This is a genomic window from Flavobacterium galactosi (assembly GCF_048158585.1).
Lineage (GTDB): Bacteria > Bacteroidota > Bacteroidia > Flavobacteriales > Flavobacteriaceae > Flavobacterium > Flavobacterium galactosi.
The window spans coordinates 257,144-280,994 of sequence record NZ_JBLNKV010000006.1 but is presented as its reverse complement, the minus strand read 5'-3'; the positions used below and the strand labels follow the sequence as shown (position 1 = coordinate 280,994).

Here is a 23,851-nt window from a genome sequence, read left to right as displayed (position 1 = left end):
ATATGGAAAATGTAAATAAAAAAATACTTTTAGTGGAGGATGACCTTAATTTTGGTGCGGTACTAAAAGATTATTTAATGCTAAATGATTTTGATGTTACTTTAGCAAAAAATGGAATGGAAGGATTTGAAAAGTTCAAAAAAGATACTTATGATTTGTGTATTTTAGATGTAATGATGCCCTATAAAGATGGCTATACACTAGCTAAAGAAATCAGAGAGAAGAACAATGAAGTGCCTATTATTTTCTTGACAGCAAAATCTATGAAAGAGGATGTATTGAAAGGATATAAAGCAGGTGCCGATGATTATTTGAATAAACCCTTTGATTCTGAAGTTTTATTGATGAAAATTAAAGCTATTATTCAAAGAAAATCTTCTGATACAAAAGCAGAGCAAGTTCAATTTGAATTTAACATTGGTAAATTCCATTTGAATTCTAAACTCCGTTTTTTAACATATGATAATGAAGAACCGATAAAATTGTCTCCAAAAGAGAATGAATTATTGAAAATGTTGATTCTTCACGAAAATGATTTAATGCCAAGAGAATTGGCCTTAACAAAAATATGGAGGGATGACAACTATTTTACGTCCAGAAGTATGGATGTTTACATCGCTAAACTAAGAAAATATCTGAAACTGGATGAAGATGTTGAAATCTTAAATATTCACGGTGAAGGATTTAGATTAGTAGTGAAAAATAAAAAAGCAGTATAAAATAGAAAAGGCTTCGAGAAATTGAAGCCTTTTTTTTTGGGAGCTATTTACCACTTGAGTTCGCTTAGGGAGTTTGTTTAAATAACAATTTTATTCTATTTCCAATTCAATTGTAAAGCGAAACTTGTTTTATCTTCTTTCGTAATACTAAAAATAGTTTCGTTTTCAGAAATATTTTCATGAATGATTACTTTATCTTTTAAAGACAATTCCTTTAGAAAATTCATTTCAAAACTTTTAATCTTTTGATTCAGAATTAATTTTTCATCAACTAAATCCAAACACCATTCCAGGTATTTTACATTATTGACATGATTTACGATATCTAAATCCGACAAGAATACGGTTTTTTCAAAAGCGATCTCTTTTTCATGATTGAAATTAATCTTAGAAAAACCTTCCTGAGTAGCTCTTTCTTCGGGATATAATTCAAAATGGTTAAACGGTAAGGCCAATCCTTCCGGTCGGCGGGTTTTAGTGTTGAAAACAGCCCAAAAAGTCTCGGAACCTACAATTTTTTCGCCATTCACATGCATTTCTAAAGCACGCACCGAACGGGAATTTTCTAGCGAATTGATCCACGTTTTTACGGTTACAAGATCACCCCATTTTGGTAATTTAGTGATTTCAACACGCATTCTGCTCAAAACCCAAGCTTGGTTGAATTCCTGCATATCCAAAAAACTAATCCCGCCAATTTCAGAATGTGCCGCAGCCGTTAATTGCAAAATATTACACAAATCAGTATATTTTAAAAATCCATTTGGCGCGCATTGCGTGAAATTGATTTCCCAATCTTTGCTTAAAACAGAAGTGAAATTTGGAGCTATTGGCATATAAATAATTATGAATTATGAATTTGTATTCTTAGATTTAAGTTTTATTTTTTGGAATTGATATAATCAACAATAACTTCATATGGAGTTTCAAAATCAAACCATTTGGTATTTTTATTTCTTTTGAACCAAGTGAGTTGTCGTTTAGAAAACCGTCGGGTATTTTTCTTTATTTCTTCAATGGCAAATTCCAATGAAATTTCCCTGTCAAAATAACTAAACAATTCTCTATAACCTACAGTTTGTAAGGCATTCAAATCTTTATTTGGGAATACTTTTTTTGCTTCTGCTTGCAATCCTTCCTTCATCATGATGTCAACACGTTGATTGATACGGTTGTAAATGATCTTTCTGTCTGCTTCTAAACCGATAAGAATCGGAGTGAAATTGCGCGTGTTTTGCTTCTGATTTAAAAAAGAAGAATACGGTTTCCCGGAACCCAAACATACTTCCACAAAACGCATCATTCGCTGTGGGTTTTGCAACGTTTGAGGATTTTCGGTTGTCAAGCTTTTATAATAATCGGGATCCAGCGCTTCTAGTTTTTGTTGTAAATATCCGATTCCTAGTTTTTCATAATTAGCCGTTATTTCAGAACGTATTGCTGGATCAATTTCAGGAAATTCATCAAAACCTTTCAGAATCGCATCTACATACAAACCTGAACCACCAACGAGAATCGCATAATCATTTGTCAAGAATAATTCGTTGAGTTTGGCAATGGCTTCTTTCTCGAAATCACCAACGGTATAATTCTCGAATATGGATTTGTTTTGGATGAAATGATGCGATGCTGCCGCCAATTCGGTTGCGCTTGGTACAGCTGTCCCGATAGTCATTTCCTTAAAAAACTGTCGGCTGTCACAGGAAAGAATATCACATTTGAAATAATTGGCTAATACAATACTCAAGGAAGTTTTCCCTATTGCCGTTGGTCCGATTATGGTTATTAAGTATTTCATATTTTTTTAGCCCAGATGGAAACGAAAACCCCGGAGTTATGAAAGTTCTTTTTTCTTGGTGTAAAAGAGCGACCAAAGGAAGCTCCTTTTATGTCTTAGAAAAATAACTTGAATGACGAGGAGTTGCAGTGTACAGCTGGAATTAGCTTCAAATTAGTATTATTTTAGAACTGCACCACAATGGTAACAGTATTTTGCGTTATAATTATGCCCTTCTGTTCCACAATTCGGACAAGGATTAATTTTATCAGACACCGTTTTTTTACGAAAATTGTTAGCAAATTCGGCTGTGACAATTCCTGTGGGTACCGCAATAACGCCATATCCCATTATCATAACGATAGAGGCAATGAATTGTCCCAAAGGCGTAATAGGTGAAATATCTCCATAACCCACCGTGGTGAGTGTTACAATAGTCCAGTAAATACTGGTAGGAATACTTGTAAAACCGCTTTCTTCTCCTTCAACCACATACATTACAGAACCGATTATGATGCTGCTGATTAGCATAAAATAGATAAAAATAAGAATTTTTCCTCTACTCGCAATCAATGCTTCCTTTAAGTGAATGGACTGGCTGGAAAATTTGGGATGTTTCAAAATCTTGAATAAACGCAGTAATTTAATGGCTCGAATGACCGTTAAAATACTTGCTCCTGCCAAAATAAAGGACAAATACATAGGCAAAATAGCCATTAAATCAATAATCCCATAGAAACTAAAAATGTACTTTATAGGTTTGTTTATTGACAGAATTCTAAGAAGGTATTCTAGTGTAAAAAAAACGGTAATAATCCATTCCAGCACAATGAGTTCATGATGGTATTTTATATCAAAACCTTTGACTGTTTCTAGCATAACTATGAAGACGCTCAGTAGAATAACCCCTAAAAGAATAAGGTCAAACAGGCGTCCGGAAGCCGTATTTGTTCCGTAGATTACAATATTGGTTTGATGTCTGAAACTGTCAAATTTCGATTTTATTGTTTTCATATTTGATTGATAAGAAATATAATATGATTAAAATCGTATAATTTTGAGCGTTTTACTTTTTCGAATCTGACTTTGAATGATATTGCGAATATCCCGGTTGCTTTGCATTGGGATTATAATGTTTTTAAGGATTTCGATATTGTTGATTTGATAATTTAAATCATAAAAAGCATATCCTTTATAAATCCCATTTTCTATCAAAACTGCAGAGCGCTCATTGATGGTTCTTCCTCGATCAATAAGCATCATATTTTGATTTTCAAAACTGTTTTTGTCGATGAATGCCTGAACTCTTGCGTTGTATTCTTCGGCAGAAATTTCGCCTGTGCAAGCACCGTCACATTCTTTTATATTGTATTGAAAACAGTTTGTTTTTGAAGTATACAAACCCGTTAATTTTTGGCATAAATTGTAATGGGAAGTGATTCTAAACAAGGCGTCTTTTCCTTCTTGTAACGAAGTAAATGAAGTTATTTCTTTTTTTCGACCGTCCGCTTTTTGAAGTTTTAAATTGAGATAACCCTTTTCGTCTTTTTCGGCATATAAGGCCAATTGGAAAATGCTTTTTCTTTGCGCCCGATTATGGATTGGTTTATTGACTTTTATTTCTTCGCTTTCTTTTAAAAGTGCGATTAATTCACTTCCGGTTTCATCATAAGTTACCGTGAAAACCTCGGCTTGGATTTTCTTACATTTAGTAGAAGTTCCCGTAAAATGTTGGTTGATTCGTTTTTTAATGTTTCGGCTTTTGCCAATATAAATCAGATTTCCTTTTTCATTGTGAATGTAATACGTTCCCGTTTTGGCAGGTATGCTTGCGACAATATCCAATAATTTTGGAGCGATTCCTTTTTCGATTTCTAGCTTTATGAAATCTTTTACAATTTCTTTTTCTACATCTTTCTCTAAAAGGATTTTAAATAGTTTTACCGTCGCCAACGCATCACCACTCGCTCTATGTCTGTCTGCCATTGGGATTCCAAGGGCGCGTACCAGTTTTCCTAAACTATGGGAAGGTTGCTCTGGTAATAATTTTTTTGATAATTCAACCGTACAAAGTGTTCTGGCTTCAAAATCGTATCCCAATCGTCTGAATTCGGTTCTTAAGATTCTGTAATCAAAGGAAGCATTATGTGCGACTATGACACAATCATTCGTCATTTCGATAATGCGTTTGGCTACTTCAAAAAACTTGGGAGCAGAGCTCAACATGGCGTTATTAATCCCCGTCAATTTTACTACAAAAGGCTGAATTGGAATTTCGGGATTGACCAAACTGATGAATTGATCCACAACTTCATGACCATCAAATTTATAGATGGCGATTTCAGTAATTCCTTCTTCGTTGAATTGTCCCCCAGTGGTTTCTATGTCTAGTATTGCGTACAAATTTTAGTCTTCAGTGTTACTTTTTTAGTAATCAGTTTTTTAAGTAGTAATTTTCAAATCTGAAATTAAAAATATTAATCCTCAATCAAAAATCAAATTATCTTCCTCCAAAGATACTACTTCCTATTCGAACCATCGTGCTTCCGCATTCAATTGCGAGTTGATAATCACCAGACATTCCCATTGATAATATTGATGCAGTACAGACGCGATGAATCGCGTCTGTACTGCTAATCGTGTCAAAAATCGATTTCAAATGAGTGAATTCTTTCTTGATTTGCTCTTTATTATCGGTAAAACTTGCCATTCCCATTAGTCCTAAAATCCGAATGTTTTTCATTTCCTGAAATTCACTTGAAGATAGGAGAGATGCGAGTTCTTCCTCGTCAAGTCCAAATTTGGTCTCCTCTTCGGCAATATGAATTTGCAATAAACAATCGATAACTCTATTGTTTTTTTGCGCTTGTTTGTTGATTTCCTGCAATAATTTCAAACTATCCACTCCATGAATCAAGCTCACAAATTGTGCCATAAATTTGACTTTATTGGTCTGAACGTGACCAATCATATGCCATTGAATGTCTTTGGGCATTTGTTCCCATTTCTCGGCCATTTCCTGGATTTTGTTTTCCCCAAAAATACGCTGTCCGGCCGCATAAGCTTCCATCAAATCAGCAACAGGTTTGGTTTTTGAAACAGCAACAAGAGTTACGTGCTCTGGTAAAGTAGATTTTATTTTGAGAAGGTTTTGTACGATTGACATATTAAATAAATTGTTTAGCAATTTTCTCTGCTTTTTTGCTTTCAGAATAATCGTAGAAACCTTCACCGGTTTTCACTCCCATTTTTCCTGCACGAACCATATTTACTAATAATGGACAAGGAGCATATTTTGGGTTTTTGAATCCGTCGTACATTACATTTAAAATGGCTAAACAGACATCAAGACCAATAAAATCAGCTAGTTGTAAAGGTCCCATAGGATGGCCCATTCCTAGTTTCATAACGGTGTCAATTTCATAGACACCTGCCACTTTGTTATATAACGTTTCGATGGCTTCGTTAATCATGGGCATCAAAATTCTATTGGCAACAAAACCAGGATAATCGTTTACTTCAACAGGCGTTTTTCCTAATTTCTCAGATAAGTCCATGATGATTTTAGTCACTTCGTCGCTCGTATTATACCCACGAATGATTTCCACCAATTTCATAATAGGCACCGGATTCATAAAATGCATTCCAATAACACGTTCCGGATGTGCTACTACCGCTCCAATTTGTGTAATGGAAATGGAAGAAGTATTGGTTGCCAAAATCGTATTATGAGAACAAGCTTCGTTTAACTGTTTGAAAATATTCAGTTTTAATTCAACATTTTCCGTAGCTGCTTCAATCACTAAGTCAACACCTACAACACCATCTTTGATATCTGTGTACGTAATTATATTGGTAATTGTTTTGGCTACATCTTCTTGGGTGATGCTACCTTTGGTCAACATTCGGTCTAAATTAGCAGCAATAGTTGTCATTCCTTTATCCAAAGATTTTTCGGAAACATCAATTAATTTTACGGTAAAACCACTTTGGGCAAAAGTATGGGCAATTCCGTTACCCATTGTTCCTGCACCTATTACAGCTATTGTTTTCATTTATATTTTGGTTTAAAGTTTAAAGTTCAAGTTATAAAGTTTCTCTAGAGAGACTTTATAACTTGAACTTTAAACTAATTTTATTTATTTTTTAAAACAATCAATGATTTGGTAAGCCACTTTTAAAGCTTCGGTTGCTTGTTCCAATGTAACAACAGGAGTTGTATTATTGTTGATGGCATCAGCAAATGATTCTAATTCGTCAAGAATTGCGTTGTTTTGTTCCACATCAGGATTTGAAAAGTAGATTTGTTTTTTTACACCTTCAGCATTTTGTAGAATGATATCAAAATCACCAGGAACTTCTGGAGCATCTTTCATTTTTACCACTTCGCATTTCTTTTCAAGGAAATCAACTGAGATATAGGCGTCCTTCTGGAAGAAACGAGATTTACGCATGTTTTTCATCGAAATTCGGCTCGCAGTTAAATTAGCAACACAACCATTTTCGAATTCGATTCGGGCATTAGCAATATCCGGAGTTTCACTTATAACGGAAACGCCACTGGCATTAATGTTTTTTACTTTGGATTTTACAACACTCAAAATAGCATCAATATCATGAATCATCAAATCCAGCACTACGGGAACATCCGTGCCACGAGGATTGAATTCCGCTAAACGGTGCGTTTCAATAAACATGGGATTCTCAATCATGTTTTTGGTAGCGATAAACGCTGGATTGAATCGCTCTACATGTCCTACTTGTCCTTTGACATTGTATTCTTTTGTTAAAGCGATAATTTCTTCCGCTTCTTCAACAGTTGTAGAAATGGGTTTTTCAATAAAAACGTGTTTTCCTGATTTGATAGAAACTTTAGCACATTTGTAATGAGAAAGGGTAGGAGTTACGATGTCTATAACATCAACAGCATGAATTAATTTGGCTATAGTCTCAAATTGTTTGTAGCCAAATTCAGTAGCTATTTTGGCTCCATTTTCAAGATTTTCATCATAAAAACCAACCAATTCATATTTTTCTGATTGTTGTAATAAACGCAAATGTATTTTTCCTAGATGGCCGGCACCTAATACCCCAATTTTCAGCATAATTATGTAATTTGTACAAAAATAGCAATTAATTGGTTAATTTATTATTGATAATAAACAATTATTTATAGTATTTTAAATTCAATTTTCAATATCTAAAATTAGAAATTCTTTTCTATTTTTGCCAAAATAAAATAATATACTTTGAAAGACACAGCCAAACATCAAGGACTTCGGAATCAGTTAGTAAGCACTTTGGAACAAAAAGGGATTACTGATAAAAGTGTTCTGGCTGCGATAAAAAAAATCCCAAGACACTTGTTTTTGAATTCCAGTTTTGAAGATTATGCCTACCAAGATAAAGCATTCCCTATTGGCGCAGGCCAAACTATTTCTCAACCCTATACAGTAGCTTTTCAATCCCAATTATTAGAAGTTAAAAAAGAGCATAAAATTTTAGAAATTGGAACAGGATCTGGGTATCAAACCGCTGTTTTGTGTACCATGGGAGCAAAAGTATTTAGTATAGAAAGACAAAACGAATTGTTTAAACAGACTTCTATTTTATTTCCAAAATTAGGTATTCGTCCCAAACATCTTTCTTTTGGAGATGGGTACAAAGGATTACCAAGTTACGCGCCTTTTGATAGTATTATTGTAACTGCGGGAGCTCCATTTATTCCCCAGCCATTGATGGCGCAGTTAAAAATAGGAGGAAGGTTGGTTATTCCGTTAGGAGATGATGTGCAGATTATGACTTTACTAATCAGAAAAAATGAAACACAATTTGAGAAACATGAGTTTGGGGAGTTTAGATTTGTACCTTTATTAGAAGATAGAAATTAAAATCCCATCCCCATCCCTTACTAAAAAGAAGGAAGCTAAAAATGTTTTTTTATTGACCAATAATACTTAGATACCGTTCTAAACTTTCTTTTTCCGTTTGAGCTATAAATAAGAAAAAATCTTCTTTATTGTTTTTATTTTGAGCCGTTTCCAGTGCTTGGTAGTATTGCATTCTACTTTCATAATCACCTTTTATATTAGCGATAATATAACCATGTTGCAGCAAAATCAAGTTCATGACAAAGCGTGAAGTCCTTCCGTTTCCATCGATGAAAGGATGAATCGTGACTATACGCTCGTGCATTTCAGCAGCCAAAACGATAGGATGGAGGCTATTTTTGTTGGTTTCAAACCAAATGAAAAAATCTTCCATTTCTTTGGCAACCAGAAAAGGTTGTGGAGGCATATGGCTACTTCCTTGTATCATGGCCTGTACTTTTCTATAACGTCCTGCATCTTCAGGATGAATACCTCTTAAAATAAGATTGTGAATAGAAAGTACTTCTCGTTCATTTATGGAAGTGTTTTTTTGCACCAAATCTTTGATATAAGCAATCGCTTCCTGATGATTAATGACTTCAAGATGTTCTCGCATACTTTTTCCTGAAATTGTCAAACCTTCATTGATAACCAAATCAGTTTCCCGAAGCGTCATGGTATTTCCTTCGATACGGTTACTTTCAAAAGTATATTCTAATTCTAATGCCTGAGCAATACGATAACTGTCAAACACCTTAAAAGAATCTAATTTTGTCTTTAAAGAATCTATTTCATCTAGAATTTTTTGTAATGTTGTAGATAGCTTTTTCTTAGCAGCTTTATTTTGGTATCTTATTTCTTCCTCTGCAACCTGTAATGCTTTTAATGCGAATTCATCTTGACCTATTTCATAAAGAATTTTTTCTTTAAGCCAAGCTATCATTATTGTTTCTAAATCTATTTCAAGTAAAGCTGCAAGTTTCAAAACTTGATCTCTAGTAGGTTTTCTGGTGCCACTTTCAAATTTACTGATTAAGGCCTGATCAATTCCTAAAAGTTGGGCCACTTCTCTTGTCTTGAGTCCCTTCTGTTCTCTTGCATTTTTGAGCAGCGTTTTCATTTTATAAAAATGTTTTAAATTGTCTTGACAAGTTTAGTCATTTTTATTTGGTAAAAACACACAAATATGACTTAAAATTTAATTTAAAATGATTTTTTTATCCTGTCGAGGTCGCGTTTAGTATCTTGTTCTTTTAGAGATTCGCGTTTGTCATAGGTTTTCTTTCCTTTACAAAGACCAATTTGTAGTTTAGCCATTCCTTTTTCATTAGTGAACAATTTCAAAGGAATAATAGTTAGTCCTTTGGCCTGTACGCTTTTGATTAGGCCTTTTAATTCTCTTTTATTCAAAAGTAATTTACGTTCGCTCCTGGCTTTATGGTTGAATTGATTGCCAAAAGTATATTCTTCAATGTAAGTATTGATAGCAAAAAGTTCGTTGTTGCTAAATTCACAAAAACTCTCTGTAATATTAGCCTTTCCTAATCGAATGGATTTAATTTCAGTTCCTGCCAAAACAATTCCAGCAGTAAATGTCTCGATTATTTCATAGTCGAATTTGGCTCTTTTATTGTAGATATTTATTGTTTTCAGCATAGGAATACAAAGGTAGAAACAAATCTATGAAACACCAATTGTTTTTATATAAATACTTAAATTTGCAAAATGCAAAATTCGAAATCAAAAGACCCGCTTCACGGAATAACACTCCAAAAAATTGTAGAACAATTAGTTGAATATTATGGATTTGATACTTTGGGAGAATTCATAAAAATTAAATGCTTTACAGATAATCCAAGTGTGAAATCCAGTTTGACTTTTTTACGAAAAACGGATTGGGCTAGAAAACAAGTAGAAGACTTGTACCTAAAAGTATTGCCTAAATTGCCAAAATAGGTTTAATTTAATTTATAAGAAACCATTACGCCCCCTCGATATGGAATCCATTCGCCGCTTTTGTTATATTTCACAGCAGTTTCATAGCGTTCATTAGTACCAATATAATATCCTTTATAAAAACCTTGGTGCCATCCGCCACCTAAAAAACAATCCAACATAAATTTATCATTTATTTTAGTTTGATATCCAATAGTTGCGCCTATAAAATATCCCACTCCTTTTTCATATTTATCAGTATTTAAATAATTCCATTTTTGAAAATTAAATATGCTGGCACCAATATGGGCTCCAACATAAAACCCGTTGTATTTTTCTTTAAAGTGGTACCGATATTCTGGGGTAAATGTGTAAAATTCTCTTGGCTTTCCAGCTATCGATTTCCAGGGAGAAGCTAAAATATCAAATTGGAATGTAGATTTTTTCCCAATACTCGTTTCAATACCTACATTTGGAATTGCTAACATAGTAGTTAATGCATTAACTTTTACATAGGTTTGACTTTGTGAATGAATTGAAAAGATAAGAATTGCAATTACTAATAGTTTTTTCATGATAAAGTTTGCGTAATGCTTTGGAGAAGCATTTATTTTGGGGGCAAATATAAAGATTATTCTTTCAAAGCGATTACTAATCCATTTTTAATACTGAATCGGTTACTGAAAATTTAAATCAGATTCTATTCAAAATAGAATAAATAACAGTATCTAAAAAACGCCCATCATAAAATTCGTTTTCTTTTAAATGTGCTTCTTTTATAAAACCACTTTTTTGTAAAACCTTTTCAGAGCCAAAATTTTCGGGATCAATTAGCGCTTCAATTGAATGCAGTTGCATTACTTCAAAACCATATCGGACAGCCTCTTTTACAGCTTCAGCCATGATGCCCTGTCCATTAAATTCAGGAAGTAGTATATAACCAATTTCAGCACGATGGTTTTCCGGTTTTATTCTGTAATGTCCAATGATACCAATGAGTTTTGGGTTCTCTTTTAATGTAATTGCCCAATTGATTCCTTCGTTATTTTCGATTTTAGCGTCAATCATTGCTATGTGTTCCAAGGCATCTTCAGTAGTTTTCACTAAAGGTCTGGGAATATATTTCATAGTTTCCGGATTAGAACGTAAATTGAAAATTTCATTTACATCACTCGCATCAACACGTCTTAATAACAGACGTTCGGTTTCCAGATTGGGAAATGGATTGAAATTTATAGTTAACATATTTTGTTACTTTTTTACAAATTAAAAGATTTCGATGGTAAATTCTGAATGGAATGTTTGCTTTCCATTCAGAATTTGAATTCCTTCTTTTTCAAAAAGATTTTCAGAATTTTTGGGTGTATCCGAATAACCAAACCAAGGTTCTATACATAGAAATGGTGCGTTCACTTTTGTCCAAATTCCTAAACTTGGAAAATCTTTGAAATTTACTTTTAAAATTGGATTTTCATTTTCTAAAATCGTCAATGAATTTGATTCTAATGTTTTAAAAATTAACGCATCATTTTCGAATAATTGATAGGTCAATGGAATTTGGTTATTTTGAACGGCTAATTTTTTAGTTTTATTAGAAATCAAATCATTTTCAAGAAGATAATATTCCAGCGGTTCTTCTTTTTCGAATGCCATGGAATAGTTCTCAAAATTTCCGGGTAAAGCAAATGCTGGATGCGCCCCAATAGAAAATGGCATTTGTGATGCTCCTTTATTGATGACTTTATATTCAATATGTAAACTATTCTCATCTAAGGTGTAAATGAGCTGTAATTCAAATGCAAATGGATATACTTTTAGCGTCTCTTCAGAAGATTGTATCGAAAAAATAGCACTATTTTCCTTTTTATCAATTAATTCAAATTCCATATCTCTGGCAAAACCATGTCGGGATAAATTATATTCGATACTATTATATTGATAGGAATTGTTTTTTAGCGTACCCACAATAGGAAATAAAATGGGAGAGTGCTTACCCCAAAAATCAGGATTTCCTTCCCAGATATATTCTTTATTTTTATTATTCTTTAAAGAAGATAATTCGGCTCCAAAGTGTTTAATTTCAGCAGTTAGATTCGAGTTTTTAAGTGTTGTAGTCAAAATAGTTTCCAGTTAATTTAAAAATTAATTTTAGATGGTAAATATATTTTATAATTTTAATAATAATTGGGATTGATAAGAATTTTATTTTCTTTAAAATCTAGCTAAATTTCTTGAAATTAGTTTTAAATTCTCTTTTTTTTCATTTATTTGTGATATAAATAAAATGAAAATGAAAAAAATCCACTTCAGAGTCCTATTAAATTTGACTTTATTATTGGGAGTTTCGTCTATTTGGGCACAACAAACTCCTACAAATGCAACAATTGACGAAGTTTCAAAGTATAATTATCATGATGCTTTTGCACCATTTTTTTATACTAAAAACGGAACAAATACCCGTTCAGCAAGTGGTCAGCCCGGATCTGAATATTGGCAAAATAGAGCCGATTATCAATTGACGGCACGGTTGAATGACCAAAACAATGAAATTACCGGATCTGGAATTATAACGTACACCAATAATAGTCCGGACAAAATGAATTTTGTTTGGATGAATTTAGATCAAAATTTATTTAAATCAGATTCAAGAGGAAACGCCGTTGTTCCCATTACAGGAAGCCGAAATGGCGCCCAGGGTCAAATTTTTGACGGAGGTCATAAAATCAAATCAGTTAAAGTAATTGCGACTAGCAATGGAAAGACGACTGAAGCTGTTGCTAAATATGTGATTTCTGATACCAGAATGCAGGTTTTTATTCCTCAAGGATTGAATGCTAAAGGTGGAATTGTAAAAATTAAAATTGATTTTTCTTTTATAGCTCCTAACGAAGGTTCAGATAGAATGGGAGTATTGGAGACTAAAAACGGTAAAATATTTACCATAGCACAATGGTATCCTAGAATGTGTGTGTATGATGATGTACGTGGATGGAATACGAATCCTTATTTAGGGGCTTCTGAGTTTTATTTAGAATATGGGGATTTAGATGTAAATATTACAGCTCCCTCGAATCACATTGTAGTTTGTTCAGGCGAATTACTAAATCCTACAGCAGTATATACTGTTGAGCAACAAAAGCGTTTGGCGCAAGCTTCAAAAAGTGATAAAACAATCATGATTCGTTCTGCCGATGAAGTTACTACTGCAGCAAATGGTACTGCTCCTAAAACTGAAAAGACTTGGCATTATAAAATTAAAAATGCACGTGATCTTTCTTGGGCTTCCTCTGCGGCTTTCATTTTAGATGGTGCAAAAATTAATTTGCCAAGTGGTAAAAAATCATTGGCGCTTTCAGCATATCCTATAGAAAGTGCCGGTAACGATGCTTGGGGACGATCAACAGAATATACAAAATCATCTATCGAAAATTATTCTAAAAGATGGTTAGAATATCCTTATCCTGTAGCTACAAATGTGGCTGGAAATGAAGGTGGAATGGAATATCCAGGAATCGTTTTTTGTGGATGGGAATCAAAAGGCGAGGATTTATGGGGAGTTACAGATCATGAATTTGGTCACAACTGGTTCCCAATGGTCGTAGGTTCAAACGAACGCTTGTTTGCCTGGATGGATGAAGGTTTCAATACCTTTATTAATTCACTAAGTTCCGTTGATTTTAATAATGGGGAATACAAAGAGAAAGTAACGGATTTACACGACAGGGCAGAAACGTTTACTAATCCAAATTTAGAAACGATTATGAGTTCACCAGATAATATGAAAGAGGCAAATATTGGCCTTTTATGTTATTTTAAACCTAGTTCGGGATTAGTGATTTTGCGTGAGCAAGTTTTAGGTCCGGAGCGTTTTGATTTGGCTTTTCGCACGTATGTAGAACGTTGGGCATTTAAACATCCAACTCCTGATGATTTCTTTAGAACTATTGAAAATGTTGCGGGAGAAGATTTAAGTTGGTTTTGGAGAGGTTGGTTTCAATACAACTGGCGTTTAGACCAAGGAATTAACTCCATTAAATATATAAAAAATGATCCTAAACAAGGAGTTATAATTTCAATTGAAAACTTCGAAAAAATGGCAATGCCTGTAGTTTTAGATATAAAAACTAAAAATGGAAACGTAACTCGGGTTAAATTACCTGTAGAAGTTTGGCAAAAAAATGTGGAATGGTCATTTAAACATAACTCTACCGAAGAAATTGAAAGCATTACAATTGATCCGGATCATGTACTTCCGGACAGTAATGACAGCAATAATAGTTGGACTTCTGCCAATGGAATGATTGATGTTGACATTGTCTTAGATGAATATTTAGGAACTTATTCCAATAAAAATTCCCCAACGAAAATTGTGTTTACAGAAAAGAACAGTGTTTTAAATGTTGCAATAACGGATTATCCAAAGTTTACTGTAGAACGAATTGCAAAAGATACGTTCGAGTCTAAACAAGCTGGACTTAAATTTCAATTCAATGAAAGTAAAAATAGCCTAGAAATGATTTTGAGTGATGGTAGAAAAATACCTTTCAGGAAAGAGTAATTAAACAATTTTGAATACTAAAAAACACCAGCATAATGTTGGTGTTTTTTTTTGCAAAAGTAAAATCTTGAATTTTTTATTTTGGAATTTGTTGACTCAGGCAATGTAATGTTCCAAAACCCCAAATAAAATCAGTAGCGCTAATTCCGATTATTTCTCTATCCGGAAAACATTCTGACAGTATATTTAAGGCGATGCGGTCATTACTGTCGTTAAAGGTAGGAACTAAAACACAATTATTCAAAATCAGGAAATTAGCATAACTGGCAGGCAATCGCAAACCATCAAATTCCAAACGTTTTGGCATTGGCAAAGCAACAATTATAGGTGATTTTCCGTTTTCTAGTTTAGCATTTTGCAATCGTTTTAAATTATCCTGCAACGGTTTGTAGTTATTGTCTTTAGGATTAGTTTCTACAATAGTCACAATAGTATCTTCGTTCACAAATCGGCATAAATCATCTATATGACCGTGTGTATCATCCCCTTCAATTCCGTCACCTAACCAAATCACATTTGTAATTCCAAGGTATTCCTTAAAAACTGCTTCGTAATCTGCTTTGGTGAAATTTGGATTCCGAACCTGAATATCAGGATGCATCAAGCATTCTTCCGAAGTCAATAAAGTTCCTCTTCCATTGGTATCGATTGCGCCTCCTTCTACAATAACCGGTTTTCCTTTATATAAAACTTGGGTAACAGGAATCTTTAGAAATTCACCTATTTTGGCAGGAACAAATTTATCTAATTGAATGTTTTTATATTTCGCCCAACCATTAAAATTAAAGTTTAATGCTTCTCTTTCGTCTCCATTTTTTACAAGAATTGGACCCGAATCCCGCATCCAACTTCTATTGGTTTTATGAATGATATAGGAAATATTTGCGAGTTTAACATCAGCTGTTTCCAGCATTGTATTGACTTTTTCCTTTTGGTTTTCATCGGCAACAACTAAAAAAACGGGCTCGAAAGTGGCTATTTTTTTTATAAATTCTACAAAAGCCCATTTTACAGCTTCATATTTCCCAGGCCAATCTTTTCCATTGTGTGGAAAACAGAGTAAAATACCTTGTTGTTTTTCCCACTCTGCAGGAAATCGTCTATTATTTGTCGTCATACAGCGTTCTAATTATACAGCGTACAAATATAAACATTCAGGAGGATTTTGAAATAGGCAGCATAGGTTCATTTTTGAGAGATTCACTATTTTATAAGAATAGTTTTGGTAATGATTATATAATATTGAGTTAATTCTTGTCGGGTTGCAGCTAGTTATTTTTGAAAAAAAATTAAAAATACAATTATGAAAAAATATGGTATTACTTTTCTAGCGGCAATATTGGTATTGTCAAGTTGCGAAAATGACTCGAATAAAGGGGAATCTGAGTTGGTTGTAAATGAAAATGCAGCAACTTTCAAAGAGATTGGTTCGCTAACTATTGGGGGTGTCGGAGCTGCTGAAATAAGTGCTTATGATGAAGTTTCTAAAAAATTATTTACGGTTAACAACAGTAATACGAATAGAATAGATGTAATCGATTTATCTAATCCATCCAGTCCGGTTTTTGTTGCAAGTATCGATTTAACGCCATTTAATGGAGCTTCAAATAGTGTGGCAACCTATAATGGTAAATTAGCAGTTGCATTAGAAGCAAAACCAAATAAACAAGATGCCGGAAAAGTGGTTGTTTTCGATACGGCTAATTACAGTGTCATTAAAGAAATTACGGTTGGTGCTTTACCGGATATGATCACATTCTCTCCTGACGGAAATTATATCATGACTGCTAATGAAGGGGAACCAAATGATACCTATTCCATAGACCCAGACGGATCCGTTTCTATTATTGCGGTCAACAATAATTATGCAGTGACAACGTTAACTTTCGAAAGTTTTAGCACTCAATTGAGTACTTTGAAAACAAAAGGATTCCGAATTGCAAGTCCAACAAATAATTTTGCCTCCGATATTGAACCAGAATATATTACTATTTCTGCTGATTCTAAAACGGCTTGGGTTACTTTACAGGAAAACAACGGAGTGGCTAAAATTGATTTGACTACAAAAAAAATCACGACTATTTTTCCATTAGGTTACAAAGAGTACAATCTTGCCGAAAATGCAATCGATATCAGTGATAAAGACGGCGGTGTATTTATGAATATGTGGAAAGCCAAAGGAATGTTTCAACCGGATGCCATCACTAATTTTGAAATCAATAATATCCCTTATTTTGTTACTGCAAATGAAGGAGATGCCAGAGAATATAGTGTTTTTACAGATGTAAAAAGGATCAGCGCTTCTACTGTTATTCTTGATCCAATAGCATTTCCTAATGCGGCTGCCTTAAAAGCAGAGACAAGTATGGGAAGATTAAATATCAACACGAAAATGGGCGATACCGATGGTGATGGTGATTTTGACGAATTAGTTTCTTTTGGAGCCCGCTCTTTCTCAATTTGGAATGGAAACACAGGAGAAATAGTATTCGACAGTAAAAATGAATTGGATAAGAAAGCGCAAGAGTTTGGGGTATATGATGACGCCAGAAGTGATGATAAATCGGTAGAGCCAGAATCCGTTGTTGTTACTAAGATGGGAGATAAAACGATTCTTTTCGTTGGATTGGAAAGAGCAGATGCGCTGATGGTATATGATGTGACCAATCCAGCTGCACCAAAATTTTTACAAATTTTAAAAACGGGTGATGCGCCCGAAGGATTACTTTTTATTCCAGCTTCGAAAAGTCCAACCAAAAGAAGTTTAGTGGTGGTGAGTAGTGAAGGGGATGGAACCGTTAAAATATTCCAACCGGATTTGAATTAGGTATAGAAGTTTATTTTAAATATAAATCCCTGCTTAGAATTATTTCTCAGCAGGGATTTTCTATTGTAGAAAGATTATTTAGTCAATCGCTCTTTTTGTAATATCACCAAAAGCATCAATTCTTCTGTCTCTAAAAAAGGGCCAGTTCTGACGTACATTTTCTTGTAAGTCTAAATCTACTTCGGCAATCAGAATTTCTTCTTTATCGTGTGAGGCTTGCGCCAAAATTTCGCCTTGTGGTCCCGCAATAAACGAAGATCCCCAAAACTGGATTCCTGCCGTGTCAGGCAAGTATTGTTCTAATCCAATTCTGTTTGCTGCTGCAACATATACGCCATTTGCAACTGCATGCCCTTTCATTACACTCATCCAAGCCCCATGTTGGTTTTCACCGTATTGCTCTTTTTCTTGTGGATGCCATCCAATTGCTGTTGGGTAAAACAGCACTTCTGCTCCTTGTAACGCGGTCAAACGAGCTGCTTCAGGATACCATTGATCCCAACAAATTAGCGTTCCAATTTTTCCTTTTTGCGTTGGGATAGTTTTGAAACCCAAATCACCGGGCGTAAAATAGAATTTTTCATAAAAATGCGGATCATCCGGAATGTGCATTTTACGGTACAATCCCGCTTCTGAGCCATCCGTGTCAATGATGTATGCGCTATTGTGGTAAATTCCTGCCATTCTTTTTTCGAAGAAAGGAACAATAATTACCACGCCTAATTCTTTTGCCAAAGCGCTAAAAGCAATAAATGAAGTGCTGTATAACGGCTCTGCCAAAGCAAAATTATCTACATCTTCGCTTTGACAAAAATAATGACTGCTGTATAATTCCGGCAACGAAATGACTTCGGCACCAAGGTTAGCGGCGTCACGAACCCAACTGATACATTTTTTTAGGTTATTTTCGGCAATATCATTAAGATTCAATTGTATGACCGCTATTTTGTATTTCTTGTTTGGCATGACTAAAAATTTTAGAGTGCAAAAATAGTGAATTTTATAAAGATTAGAAAATAGCGATATGGTGTTTTTTGGTTATAATTTTACTGCTCCTTTTGGAACGGTATCGCCAATGCTCGTTTTTTTGGAATAATCCAACTTAGGAGAAGAAACCAATTCTATATTCTCAGAAGCAGGTCCATTGATAGTAACTGCTTGTGGTGAAGCCGAATTAAATTCAATATTTTTTAAGGACATGTTTTTACCATTATAAATGTCAAATACAGTACTTTCTTTTATGTCCAGTTTGATATTGTTAAGTTTGATTCCTTTGGCATCAATGATTGAAAAGCCTTTTTCTGCTTTTGCAGTCAAATTGGAGATTTCGATGTTTTCAAGGTTCATTTCAGGCAAACCTTGTAAAAATACGGCTTGATACGCTCCTGCAATGGTTATGTTTTTGATAGAAATGTTTTTGAACTGTGGCGTTTTTTCATCAACAGGAACCATCTTCGTGCTAATTTTATTTCCTCCTTCAGCCAAAGTTTCTGCAATGGATTTCCCGCCGTAATAAAGGTCGAAAGAAATCGCCTGTGAAGGAATATCGGTCATGAAAATATCCGAGATAAAGATGTTTTCGACAACACCGCCACGTCCACGGTTACTTTTAAAACGCAATCCAACGTCAGTTCCCATAAAAGAACAATTCGATACGTGCATATTTTTTACTCCGCTAGACATTTCGCTACCTACCGTTACGCCACCGTGTCCATGATAAACGATATTGTTTCTTATAATAATATTTTCGCAGGGAACAGCACGATCACGACCATCTTTGTCTTTTCCTGATTTGATGCAAATCGCATCGTCGCCCACATCAAAACTTGAATTTTCAATAAGTACATTTTTACACGATTCTACATCAAGACCGTCCCCGTTTTGAGAAAACCAAGGATTACGAACGGATACATTACGAACAATTAAATCTTCCACCATTAAGGGATGAATATTCCAAGCAGGAGAATTTTGAAATACAGGCCCGTCAAATAATACTCTTTTACTGTTTTGAATACTGACCATTACCGGACGAAGAAAATCATGAATGGCTTCAAATTCTTCTTTTGTTTTTAAATCTAGGCGTACATTTTGGTCGGCACCTTTAGAAGCATTCATAAACGTTTCTGAGGGATACCAGCTGTCTTTTTTATCATTGAGTACTCCGCCGGAAGCAACAAATTTTTTCCATTGACTTTCGGTAAGTTTGCTCTTTTTGACTTGTCTCCAAACTTCTCCTGAACCGTCCCAAACTCCTTTTCCAGTAAAAGCTACGTTTTCTAGGTTTTTTCCATAAATAGGGGAGATGCAACGCCACGTATTTAATCCTTCAAAACTGGTTTCGATTAGCGGATATAAACTTTTATCCGTTGAAAATTTTATTAACGCGCCAGTTTCGGCGTACAATTCGATGTTGCTTTTCAAAATGATGGGACCAGTAAGCCAAATTCCGGGAGGGATAATCACTTTTCCACCTCCTTTTTTGGATACGGCAGCTATGGCATCGGCAAAAGCCTTGGTATTTAAAACAGTTCCCCCATTTACAGCGCCAAAATCTTTTATGTTTACGGTATTGTTCGGGATTATGGGTTCTTTGACTTTTGCCATTTTGAATTCAATGCCTTTATACGTTTCATTGGGCTTTGAATTTTGGGCAACGCTATTTTTCGACCAGCTTGTTATTAAAACTGTCAAAGCGATGCATAATAGGTTAATTGGTTTCGTTTTCATTCTATTTAATTTGATTTAATAATTCGGTGTCATTTTATAAAAAAAGCGTCTCTTTAAAACTCAAGGACTACAATGTAATCGATTACTCAAATGTATCTAATAAATGAGTATTTACAAATTAATTTCGATTAAAAACAGGTACTATCTGATTTTAAGCGGTATAATCGCACTATTCATAATAAGTTGGCGGTAGAAGCTACCCGTTGGAACATTTCCCAATTGTATAATGACTTTAAGCTGGAGAAAAAATTAATATAAAATTGGCATTAACAAAGTTAAGGAGGCTTTATTTTTGTATATAGTATTATAGCTAACAAAATGAGTAAGTTTTTGTTTTGCAAGAATACTATATTTTATAATTCATTAAATTTTAAAATTATGACAGAAGAATTCAAAATCATCGATAAAGAAGACATAGCTCTTCTTAAATTTCCGGCAACAGATGTTCTTGACGATGTTGATGAAATAAAAACTAGAATAAGTGATATCAATAGGGCTTTATCATTGGGTAATTTAGAGCATTCAAAAATTAAAATTTTCTTTGAAGATATCGAATCCAAAAAAATAGTAGATACTACGGTTTGGGGTGTTACAGATAAAAATGTTATGCTAAAGCAAGGGGTGATGATTCCAATTCACAGGATATATAAGTTGTTTTAGTGTATCGTATTTTTTAATTATTTGGAGCGGTTCTTTTCACAAATAGCTGTATAGCTAAGAGTTGTTTTTTTACGGATTATTTATCCATTTTATTTGCCGAGCCAATTAAGGTAACATCTACAAGTTCCAAACATTTGACCATATCTTTAACAGTCTCCTTGTATTTTTTAAAATGAGTTGTTTCTATGTGTAATTTGTATGCCGTTGTATCAGCATATATTTCAAGTATTGTGATGTGTGATGGTTCGGTTTTGTCCGCAACGGCGTAATAAGTTAATACCCCTGGTTCAAGACGAACTGCAGTAGTCATTTGTTCTTTTAATGCATTATTATATTTGTCCAATTGCAATGGATCAACTTTAATTTTTGCCAATCTTACCATTTGAATTTTTTCCTGAGCCACAGTATTTGTACTAAAGGAAAGTATAAATAAAGTGATTATTGCAGCCAGCAATTTATGGGTTGGTTTAAATGTTTTCATATCTATTGTGTTGAAGTTTAAATTATAATAATCAATAGTCCTTTTGATATTTGTCAATAAGTTGCTTGCTTTTGTTTGTTCACGAGCGGTTAGGTTTTTAAATAGTCTGTGGATATTTCTTATTTGGGTTTCCTTATGATGGCTCCGAAGTCGGGAGACTTTGCAAAGAGGATGCGAAATCATTCCAAATACAAAACCAACTTCCCATTAAGTCTATTGCCCAAATCCGTTGTAGTGGCTGTTAACAGATGTTTTTTTGTTCATTTATGTAATTTATTAAATCATCATAGTTAGGTTTGTGTTTTTTAAATAACTCAACATCTTTGTTTTCTTTTTCTGCACAAACAACTGCAAATAAGTATAATAAACCTTTAAACAAAGATTTCCATTTTATGTTTTCTTTGCTAAATTCCATTAAGAACTTCATAGCGTTTAAAATTTCTTCACGATTTTCAATTTTATTTCCAGAAAGGAAATCTCTCCAAAATGAGTGTACAAAAATATTTCTATTTTTTACATATTCATTTAATTCAGAATCATTGAAAAAATCATTATTTTTAAGTAGAATATTTATAATATTTCCGAGAGTTTGCTTTCTGTTTTTTCTAGATTTCTCATCATTGTCTAAAAAGATTCTCGGAGTTAATTTTTCAAATTGCTTATTTGTTCGTAATATGTTTTTATTAAAATGAGCAACTAAACCGTGAATAATAAATTCTACTTTTTGGACTTCAATTAATATAATTCCACAACATTCATATAAAAAACTAATCAATTCTTTATCGCTTAGTTTTTCATAATCAGAAGTTATGTTCTCAATTACTAATATTTCATTTTCGTAGTTTTTCATAAAATATCTGCTAACGTCCCGCGACTTCGCGAGGTTTGGGACTAAATTAAGATTTATTTTTCGGTTAAACACAAATTTTCCAGACACAAGACCGACTTTAAATTAAGCCTAAAACCCAAATCTTGCGAAACCGCTGTTAGTAGCCGTTTATGTTATTGTATAATGAGATTTCCACCTAGTTCTTGGACGAAGATTAACAGTTGAAATGTAGTCATTTAAAAGTCTAAGTCTAGGTTCTGATCTTGCTATAATACCTGTTTTAAAAGTTAATCGTCCGTCAATAATGTTATAGCAAGATGCAAAGAAATCTTTAGCAGCTTGTGGCCATGCAACGCCATGACCATGTTCACATTCTAAAAATTTTCTAATGCAGAAAATGACTAGATCAGAAATTTGTATCATTGGATTCTTAGTAGAATCTATAGGGTAACTAAATTCGACAACTCTTTTAACTCTATGTGTGGCAACAGTTAAAAATCTTCTATCATGAAGTATAGTTTCGATGTCTGCATGATGATTTTCCTTCTTATCTAATATCATTAATCCTCTTGCGGAACTACCAAGTTTTCTTTTAATATGGTCATTAAATTGAGTTATTAAATAGTCAAATCCTAATAAATATGGAGATTTAGAATTGAAAGCTGTAGCAACCATGCAAGTGTTAGCGTGAATTAATGACTTTGAGAAAGCAATAATATGAACATTGTGTGTGTGATCTACAAGAATATTCAAGACATCAAATGCTAGCTGATTTCGCATAGCTCGCACATGACCTGCAAAATGTCCATCACCATTGGGGGATAGAAGTTCATGTGCATGCAATTCAAAATTTGCTGGAACTGCTCCTCCAAAGTATCTGTTAATGATTGTAACAAATTTTTGTTGAGTCGGATTCCATTTCTCATCACTAACAGTTAAGCCGCCGATAACAAAAATTGGTTGTTCTACATTTAGTAAATCATTTCCAGTGTCTCCAGTTTCATCAATATAAAGAAAATGCATATTTTATTTTTTAGCGGTGAGTTTTGTTAAATAGCTACTAACTTGTATATATGTGCTACAAAGTAGCGTATATACATCTCATTTTGGGTAGATAGACGCTACTGCGTAGCAATATATTTTCTCAAATATATTAAATTTTTCTTACAAATTAGTAATCATTTTTTTTATTCAAATACTATTTATAACAGATTTTAAACTTTAATAAAGCACTTTTCTCGAAAACTTTATTCTGGAAAAAACGCGTTGTCAAATAGCCCCGATGGGAGCAAGTATCCTTTTTATAAACGCAACCCGATAGGGTTGCGTTTATAAAAAGATACTGTGGACAGCGGGACAGCTCGTGTTGAAAAATTAGAAATGTTCTGCTCCTAAAAAAGCATAAAAAAACACCAGCCTTTCGACTGATGTTCTCCTTATTTTTAAATTATGTATACGGCTAAAGTGT

At 33.7% G+C, this 23,851-nt stretch carries 24 protein-coding genes; 6 read left to right on the top strand and 18 right to left on the bottom strand.

Features of this window, described 5'->3' with window-relative positions; all coding sequences use genetic code 11:
* The first annotated feature begins 2 nt into the window (after positions 1-2).
* Complete coding sequence (locus ACM55M_RS14435) at positions 3-719, top strand: response regulator transcription factor (RefSeq protein ID WP_416851343.1); 717 nt, start codon at positions 3-5, stop codon at positions 717-719.
* Between the two features lie 95 nt (positions 720-814).
* Here ACM55M_RS14435 and ACM55M_RS14430 read toward each other — a convergent pair whose 3' ends face one another.
* The 7 genes from ACM55M_RS14430 to ACM55M_RS14400 form a co-directional block, all read right to left on the bottom strand.
* On the bottom strand, positions 815-1,555 hold the full coding sequence (locus ACM55M_RS14430) for an acyl-[acyl-carrier-protein] thioesterase (protein ID WP_416858358.1): 741 nt from the start codon (positions 1,553-1,555) through the stop codon (positions 815-817).
* Between the two features lie 44 nt (positions 1,556-1,599).
* Complete coding sequence (gene miaA / locus ACM55M_RS14425) at positions 1,600-2,517, bottom strand: tRNA (adenosine(37)-N6)-dimethylallyltransferase MiaA (protein WP_416858357.1); 918 nt, start codon at positions 2,515-2,517, stop codon at positions 1,600-1,602.
* A 159-nt stretch (positions 2,518-2,676) separates the two neighbouring features.
* On the bottom strand, positions 2,677-3,510 hold the full coding sequence (locus ACM55M_RS14420; protein ID WP_416858356.1) for an ion transporter: 834 nt from the start codon (positions 3,508-3,510) through the stop codon (positions 2,677-2,679).
* A gap of 27 nt (positions 3,511-3,537) precedes the next feature.
* Positions 3,538-4,899 carry an exonuclease domain-containing protein gene (locus ACM55M_RS14415; RefSeq protein WP_416858355.1) on the bottom strand — a complete coding sequence of 454 codons (1,362 nt, stop codon included), beginning with the start codon at positions 4,897-4,899 and terminating at the stop codon, positions 3,538-3,540.
* Between the two features lie 97 nt (positions 4,900-4,996).
* Positions 4,997-5,662 (bottom strand): YggS family pyridoxal phosphate-dependent enzyme, encoded by a 666-nt coding sequence (locus ACM55M_RS14410; RefSeq protein ID WP_416858354.1) that lies wholly within the window; start codon positions 5,660-5,662, stop codon positions 4,997-4,999.
* Position 5,663: 1 nt separating this feature from the next.
* Positions 5,664-6,551 carry a 3-hydroxyacyl-CoA dehydrogenase family protein gene (locus ACM55M_RS14405; RefSeq protein WP_416858353.1) on the bottom strand — a complete coding sequence of 296 codons (888 nt, stop codon included), beginning with the start codon at positions 6,549-6,551 and terminating at the stop codon, positions 5,664-5,666.
* A gap of 84 nt (positions 6,552-6,635) precedes the next feature.
* Positions 6,636-7,601 carry a Gfo/Idh/MocA family protein gene (locus ACM55M_RS14400; protein ID WP_416858352.1) on the bottom strand — a complete coding sequence of 322 codons (966 nt, stop codon included), beginning with the start codon at positions 7,599-7,601 and terminating at the stop codon, positions 6,636-6,638.
* Positions 7,602-7,745: 144 nt separating this feature from the next.
* Between ACM55M_RS14400 and ACM55M_RS14395 the strand changes: the two genes are divergently transcribed.
* Positions 7,746-8,387: a protein-L-isoaspartate(D-aspartate) O-methyltransferase gene (locus tag ACM55M_RS14395; RefSeq protein WP_416858351.1), complete on the top strand. Its 642-nt coding sequence runs from the start codon at positions 7,746-7,748 to the stop codon at positions 8,385-8,387.
* A gap of 49 nt (positions 8,388-8,436) precedes the next feature.
* Here ACM55M_RS14395 and ACM55M_RS14390 read toward each other — a convergent pair whose 3' ends face one another.
* Positions 8,437-9,486, bottom strand: a complete 1,050-nt coding sequence (locus ACM55M_RS14390; RefSeq protein ID WP_416858350.1) for a Fic family protein — start codon at positions 9,484-9,486, stop codon at positions 8,437-8,439.
* Between the two features lie 83 nt (positions 9,487-9,569).
* On the bottom strand, positions 9,570-10,022 hold the full coding sequence (smpB, locus tag ACM55M_RS14385) for an SsrA-binding protein SmpB (RefSeq protein WP_035671685.1): 453 nt from the start codon (positions 10,020-10,022) through the stop codon (positions 9,570-9,572).
* A gap of 69 nt (positions 10,023-10,091) precedes the next feature.
* Between smpB and ACM55M_RS14380 the strand changes: the two genes are divergently transcribed.
* On the top strand, positions 10,092-10,322 hold the full coding sequence (locus tag ACM55M_RS14380; protein WP_416858349.1) for a VF530 family protein: 231 nt from the start codon (positions 10,092-10,094) through the stop codon (positions 10,320-10,322).
* A 2-nt stretch (positions 10,323-10,324) separates the two neighbouring features.
* Here the strand turns inward: ACM55M_RS14380 and ACM55M_RS14375 are convergent, their stop codons facing one another.
* From ACM55M_RS14375 to ACM55M_RS14365, 3 genes are all read right to left on the bottom strand, one after another.
* A complete protein-coding gene (locus ACM55M_RS14375; protein WP_416858348.1) occupies positions 10,325-10,876 on the bottom strand; it encodes a DUF3575 domain-containing protein in 552 nt (183 codons plus the stop codon).
* Between the two features lie 118 nt (positions 10,877-10,994).
* Complete coding sequence (locus ACM55M_RS14370; protein WP_416858347.1) at positions 10,995-11,546, bottom strand: GNAT family N-acetyltransferase; 552 nt, start codon at positions 11,544-11,546, stop codon at positions 10,995-10,997.
* 21 nt (positions 11,547-11,567) lie between these two features.
* Positions 11,568-12,419 (bottom strand): aldose 1-epimerase family protein, encoded by an 852-nt coding sequence (locus ACM55M_RS14365; protein ID WP_416858346.1) that lies wholly within the window; start codon positions 12,417-12,419, stop codon positions 11,568-11,570.
* Positions 12,420-12,591: 172 nt separating this feature from the next.
* Here ACM55M_RS14365 and ACM55M_RS14360 point away from each other — a divergent pair, with 172 nt between their 5' ends.
* The gene (locus tag ACM55M_RS14360) at positions 12,592-14,859 is read left to right on the top strand and encodes a M1 family metallopeptidase (protein ID WP_416858345.1); all 2,268 of its coding nucleotides are present in this window, start codon (positions 12,592-12,594) and stop codon (positions 14,857-14,859) included.
* A 76-nt stretch (positions 14,860-14,935) separates the two neighbouring features.
* On the opposite strand, the gene ACM55M_RS14355 is transcribed toward ACM55M_RS14360, so the two are convergent.
* A complete protein-coding gene (locus ACM55M_RS14355) occupies positions 14,936-15,976 on the bottom strand; it encodes an agmatine deiminase family protein (protein ID WP_416858344.1) in 1,041 nt (346 codons plus the stop codon).
* A gap of 186 nt (positions 15,977-16,162) precedes the next feature.
* On the opposite strand from ACM55M_RS14355, the gene ACM55M_RS14350 reads away from it, so the two are divergent.
* The gene (locus ACM55M_RS14350; RefSeq protein WP_416858343.1) at positions 16,163-17,686 is read left to right on the top strand and encodes a choice-of-anchor I family protein; all 1,524 of its coding nucleotides are present in this window, start codon (positions 16,163-16,165) and stop codon (positions 17,684-17,686) included.
* 78 nt (positions 17,687-17,764) lie between these two features.
* Here the strand turns inward: ACM55M_RS14350 and ACM55M_RS14345 are convergent, their stop codons facing one another.
* Together ACM55M_RS14345 and ACM55M_RS14340 are read right to left on the bottom strand one after the other, a co-directional pair.
* The gene (locus ACM55M_RS14345; RefSeq protein WP_291248957.1) at positions 17,765-18,652 is read right to left on the bottom strand and encodes a carbon-nitrogen hydrolase; all 888 of its coding nucleotides are present in this window, start codon (positions 18,650-18,652) and stop codon (positions 17,765-17,767) included.
* A gap of 72 nt (positions 18,653-18,724) precedes the next feature.
* Positions 18,725-20,413, bottom strand: coding sequence for a glycoside hydrolase family 28 protein (locus tag ACM55M_RS14340; protein WP_416858342.1), 1,689 nt, complete (start codon positions 20,411-20,413; stop codon positions 18,725-18,727).
* A 378-nt stretch (positions 20,414-20,791) separates the two neighbouring features.
* Between ACM55M_RS14340 and ACM55M_RS14335 the strand changes: the two genes are divergently transcribed.
* Positions 20,792-21,073 carry a hypothetical protein gene (locus ACM55M_RS14335; RefSeq protein ID WP_416858341.1) on the top strand — a complete coding sequence of 94 codons (282 nt, stop codon included), beginning with the start codon at positions 20,792-20,794 and terminating at the stop codon, positions 21,071-21,073.
* Positions 21,074-21,149: 76 nt separating this feature from the next.
* On the opposite strand, the gene ACM55M_RS14330 is transcribed toward ACM55M_RS14335, so the two are convergent.
* The 3 genes from ACM55M_RS14330 to ACM55M_RS14320 form a co-directional block, all read right to left on the bottom strand.
* Positions 21,150-21,554, bottom strand: a complete 405-nt coding sequence (locus ACM55M_RS14330; protein WP_416858340.1) for a putative quinol monooxygenase — start codon at positions 21,552-21,554, stop codon at positions 21,150-21,152.
* Positions 21,555-21,795: 241 nt separating this feature from the next.
* On the bottom strand, positions 21,796-22,404 hold the full coding sequence (locus tag ACM55M_RS14325; RefSeq protein WP_416858339.1) for a hypothetical protein: 609 nt from the start codon (positions 22,402-22,404) through the stop codon (positions 21,796-21,798).
* A gap of 147 nt (positions 22,405-22,551) precedes the next feature.
* Positions 22,552-23,406, bottom strand: coding sequence for a DUF3800 domain-containing protein (locus ACM55M_RS14320; protein WP_416858338.1), 855 nt, complete (start codon positions 23,404-23,406; stop codon positions 22,552-22,554).
* Positions 23,407-23,851: the final 445 nt, after the last annotated feature.

Excerpts from the sequence above, each read along its gene's own strand:
- ACM55M_RS14435 (WP_416851343.1), top strand. The coding sequence starts at position 3 with ATGGAAAATGTAAATAAAAAAATACTTTTAGTGGAGGATGACCTTAAT.
- ACM55M_RS14430 (WP_416858358.1), bottom strand. The coding sequence starts at position 1,555 with ATGCCAATAGCTCCAAATTTCACTTCTGTTTTAAGCAAAGATTGGGAA.
- miaA (WP_416858357.1), bottom strand. The coding sequence starts at position 2,517 with ATGAAATACTTAATAACCATAATCGGACCAACGGCAATAGGGAAAACT.
- ACM55M_RS14420 (WP_416858356.1), bottom strand. The coding sequence starts at position 3,510 with ATGAAAACAATAAAATCGAAATTTGACAGTTTCAGACATCAAACCAAT.
- ACM55M_RS14410 (WP_416858354.1), bottom strand. The coding sequence starts at position 5,662 with ATGTCAATCGTACAAAACCTTCTCAAAATAAAATCTACTTTACCAGAG.
- ACM55M_RS14405 (WP_416858353.1), bottom strand. The coding sequence starts at position 6,551 with ATGAAAACAATAGCTGTAATAGGTGCAGGAACAATGGGTAACGGAATT.
- ACM55M_RS14400 (WP_416858352.1), bottom strand. The coding sequence starts at position 7,601 with ATGCTGAAAATTGGGGTATTAGGTGCCGGCCATCTAGGAAAAATACAT.
- ACM55M_RS14390 (WP_416858350.1), bottom strand. The coding sequence starts at position 9,486 with ATGAAAACGCTGCTCAAAAATGCAAGAGAACAGAAGGGACTCAAGACA.
- smpB (WP_035671685.1), bottom strand. The coding sequence starts at position 10,022 with ATGCTGAAAACAATAAATATCTACAATAAAAGAGCCAAATTCGACTAT.
- ACM55M_RS14380 (WP_416858349.1), top strand. The coding sequence starts at position 10,092 with ATGCAAAATTCGAAATCAAAAGACCCGCTTCACGGAATAACACTCCAA.
- ACM55M_RS14375 (WP_416858348.1), bottom strand. The coding sequence starts at position 10,876 with ATGAAAAAACTATTAGTAATTGCAATTCTTATCTTTTCAATTCATTCA.
- ACM55M_RS14370 (WP_416858347.1), bottom strand. The coding sequence starts at position 11,546 with ATGTTAACTATAAATTTCAATCCATTTCCCAATCTGGAAACCGAACGT.
- ACM55M_RS14360 (WP_416858345.1), top strand. The coding sequence starts at position 12,592 with ATGAAAAAAATCCACTTCAGAGTCCTATTAAATTTGACTTTATTATTG.
- ACM55M_RS14355 (WP_416858344.1), bottom strand. The coding sequence starts at position 15,976 with ATGACGACAAATAATAGACGATTTCCTGCAGAGTGGGAAAAACAACAA.
- ACM55M_RS14350 (WP_416858343.1), top strand. The coding sequence starts at position 16,163 with ATGAAAAAATATGGTATTACTTTTCTAGCGGCAATATTGGTATTGTCA.
- ACM55M_RS14345 (WP_291248957.1), bottom strand. The coding sequence starts at position 18,652 with ATGCCAAACAAGAAATACAAAATAGCGGTCATACAATTGAATCTTAAT.
- ACM55M_RS14340 (WP_416858342.1), bottom strand. The coding sequence starts at position 20,413 with ATGAAAACGAAACCAATTAACCTATTATGCATCGCTTTGACAGTTTTA.
- ACM55M_RS14335 (WP_416858341.1), top strand. The coding sequence starts at position 20,792 with ATGACAGAAGAATTCAAAATCATCGATAAAGAAGACATAGCTCTTCTT.
- ACM55M_RS14330 (WP_416858340.1), bottom strand. The coding sequence starts at position 21,554 with ATGAAAACATTTAAACCAACCCATAAATTGCTGGCTGCAATAATCACT.
- ACM55M_RS14325 (WP_416858339.1), bottom strand. The coding sequence starts at position 22,404 with ATGAAAAACTACGAAAATGAAATATTAGTAATTGAGAACATAACTTCT.
- ACM55M_RS14320 (WP_416858338.1), bottom strand. The coding sequence starts at position 23,406 with ATGCATTTTCTTTATATTGATGAAACTGGAGACACTGGAAATGATTTA.